At 68.4% G+C, this 2,885-nt stretch carries 3 protein-coding genes; all 3 read left to right on the top strand.

Going from position 1 to position 2,885, the window contains the following annotated elements:
* Positions 1–1,133, top strand: a 1,133-nt coding sequence (locus AC1D2K_RS32880) for a TIGR04028 family ABC transporter substrate-binding protein (protein WP_478094397.1), incomplete at its 5' end; no start/stop codon positions are given.
* Between the two features lie 13 nt (positions 1,134–1,146).
* Complete coding sequence (locus AC1D2K_RS32875) at positions 1,147–2,085, top strand: ABC transporter permease (RefSeq protein ID WP_478094396.1); 939 nt, start codon at positions 1,147–1,149, stop codon at positions 2,083–2,085.
* Between the two features lie 3 nt (positions 2,086–2,088).
* The coding region (locus AC1D2K_RS32870; RefSeq protein WP_478094394.1) for an ABC transporter permease at positions 2,089–2,885 on the top strand (797 nt) is incomplete at its 3' end.

The following is a 2,885-nucleotide window of genomic DNA, read 5'->3' as shown; positions in this document are numbered from 1 at the left end:
CCTCGGTGATCGGCTCCGGCCTGGTGGCGCCGGAGACGCTGGACCGTCCCTTCGAGGAACTGGGCGACGCCACCAAGATCATCGGGTCCGGCCCCTTCGTCGTCGCCTCCGAGACGCTCGGCAAGGAAGTGAACCTGGCGGTTCGCAAGGACTATCGCTGGGGCCCAGCCAAGCTGCCGCAGCAGGGCCGGGCGCGCCTGGATGCGATCAAGATCGTCGTCACGCCCGAAGACAGCGTGCGCATCGGCGCGCTGCTGGCCGGCCAGGCCGGCTTCATCCGCCAGATCCAGGCTTATGACGAGAAGCGCGTGCGCGAGCAGCAGTTCCCGGTCTATGCGTCGTCGACACGCGGCGTGAACGACAGCCTGGCGTTCCGGCCCGACAACCCGCTCGTCGCCGACCTGCGCGTGCGCCGGGCGCTGCTGCATGCGACCAGTGCGCGCGACATCGTGCAGACCTTGTTCAGCGACAACTATCCGCAGGCGAAGGGCGTCATCGTATCGACCGCCGCCGGCTTCGTCGATCTCTCCGACAAGCTGGTGCACGATGAGGCCAAGGCGGCGCGACTGCTCGACGAAGCCGGCTGGAAGGTCGGCGCCCAGGGCCTGCGCCAGAAGGACGGGCAGGACCTGGTGCTCGCCACCTACGAGTCGCCCAACTACCTGCAGAACAAGGAAGTGCTGCAGCTCGTGGCGCAGCAGTGGGCCAAGCTCGGCGTGAAGCTGAGCGTGATGTCCGGCGACCTGGGCAGCCGCACGCTCGACAGCCTCGACCCGCAGAAGACACCGTTGATTCCCGCCATGGTCGGCCGTGCCGACCCCGACGTGATCAAGAGCAACTTCCATCCGGCCAACCGCAATCTGCTGCTGCAAAAGGGCGGCGTCAGCCAGAAGGTCAGGTCCTTCGAGGATGACAAGCTCAATGCGCTGTTCGACGCCATCGCGCAGGAGCCCGATGCCGCCAAGCGCCTGGCACTGACGCGGGAAGTCCAGCACTACCTGGTCGACCAGGCTTACGTGATCCCGTTGTTCGAGGAGCCGCAGGTGTTCGCCGGCGCGCCCTGGGTGCGCGACGTGGGCTTCGAGGCGGTCGGCCGTCCGAGCTTCTACGGCACCTGGCTGGCGCCGCACTGATCGGACCCATGCGATGAGCAAATACCTCTACGGCCGCATCGGCCAGGCGCTGCTGGTGCTCTGGGCCGCCTTCACCGCTTCCTTCATCCTGCTGCAGGCGCTGCCCGGTGATGCGGTGCTGATCAAGTTCCTCAATCCCGACATGGGCCTCGGGCCGAAGGAGATCGCCGACATCCGCGCCTCCTACGGTGCCGACAACCCGGTGTGGGAACGCTATTTCCACACTCTGTGGAACTTCCTCGCCGGCAACTTCGGCTACTCGATGCAGGCCGGCGTGCCCGTGAGCCAGGGCCTCGCGACCAACCTGCCGCCGACGCTGCGGCTGGCGACCTTCGGCTTCGCGGTGGCGCTGCTGCTGGCCGTGGCGTTGTCCTTCCTGTCGAACCTCACTCGCTTCGCCTGGCTGCGCGCGGCCATCCAGTCGCTGCCCTCGCTGTTCATCTCGGTGCCGGTGTTCTGGCTCGGGATCATGCTGATCCAGGTGTTCTCTTTCCGGCTCGGCCTGATCCCGGTCATCAATCCGGGCAAGTGGGAGGGCCTGGTGCTGCCCACGCTCACGCTCGCGGTCCCGATCTCGGCGCCACTGGCGCAGATCCTGATGCGCAACATCGACGAGGTGCTCACGCAGCCCTTCGTGACGGTGGCGCGGGCCAAGGGTGCCACGCGCAACTGGGTGCTCTGGAAGCACGTGGCGCGCAATGCCGTGCTGCCGACGCTGACCATCGCGGGCATCCTGTTCGGCGAGCTGTTGGCCGGCGCGGTGGTCACCGAAGCCGTCTTCGGCCTCAATGGTCTGGGCAGTCTCACCCAGCAGGCGGTCGGCAACCAGGACACGGCGGTGCTGCAGGCCATCGTGGTCATTTCCGCCGCGGCGTTCGTCCTCATCAACCTCGCGGTCGACCTCCTGTATCCGGTGCTCGACCCGCGTCTTCGCATCAAGTTGGGGAGCTGACACATGAGCATTGTTTTCGAAGCAAATCCGGTCGCCTTGGCGAGCCCGGTGGCGCGGCGCTGGCGCCAGGTCCGGCGCGCGCTGCGCGGCGTGCAGCCCGGCCTGCTGCTGGCCTGGCTGGTGATCGCGACGGTGACGCTCTGGGCCGTCGTGCCGGGTGTCTTCACGGGCTACAACCCGGTGCAGGGCACGTCGGGGCAGCACCTCTTGGCGCCCGGCGCCTCGCACCTGCTCGGGACCGACGGGCTGGGCCGCGACCTCTACGCGCGCGTCGTGCACGGCGCGGTGCATTCGCTGTCGGGCGCGTTCCTGGCCGTCACGGTCGGCCTGCTGCTGGGCACCGCGATCGGGCTGGTCGCGGGCTCGGTCGGTGGCGTGGTCGAGGACATCCTGATGCGCATCGTCGACGTGCTGCTGGCGGTGCCTTCGCTGCTGCTGTCGCTGAGCATCATCATCATCCTCGGCTTCGGCACGCTCAACGCGGCGCTGGCGGTCGGCGTGGCCTCGGTCGCGGGCTTCGCGCGGCTGGTGCGCTCGGAGGTGGTGCGGGTGCGCCGCGCCGAGTACGTCGAGGCCGCCTTCGGCAGCGGCGGACGTTTTCGCAGCGTGCTGTGGCGGCACGTGCTGCCGAACTCGATGACCTCGGTGGTGGCGATGGCGGCGCTGCAGTTCGGCACCGCCATCCTGTCGATCTCGACCCTGGGCTTCCTGGGCTACGGCGCGCCGCCGCCGACGCCCGAGTGGGGCCTGCTCATCGCCGAAGGCCGCAACTACATCTCGACCGGCTGGTGGCTCACCAC

The organism is Variovorax sp. P1_H12_2, from assembly GCF_056405335.1.
Note: the sequence above shows the minus strand (reverse complement) of the source record. Positions and strands in the feature narration are given on the sequence as shown.

What these genes read in the sequence shown, in the direction of transcription:
- AC1D2K_RS32875 (WP_478094396.1), top strand. Translation starts at nt 1,147, where the DNA reads ATGAGCAAATACCTCTACGGCCGCATCGGCCAGGCGCTGCTGGTGCTC.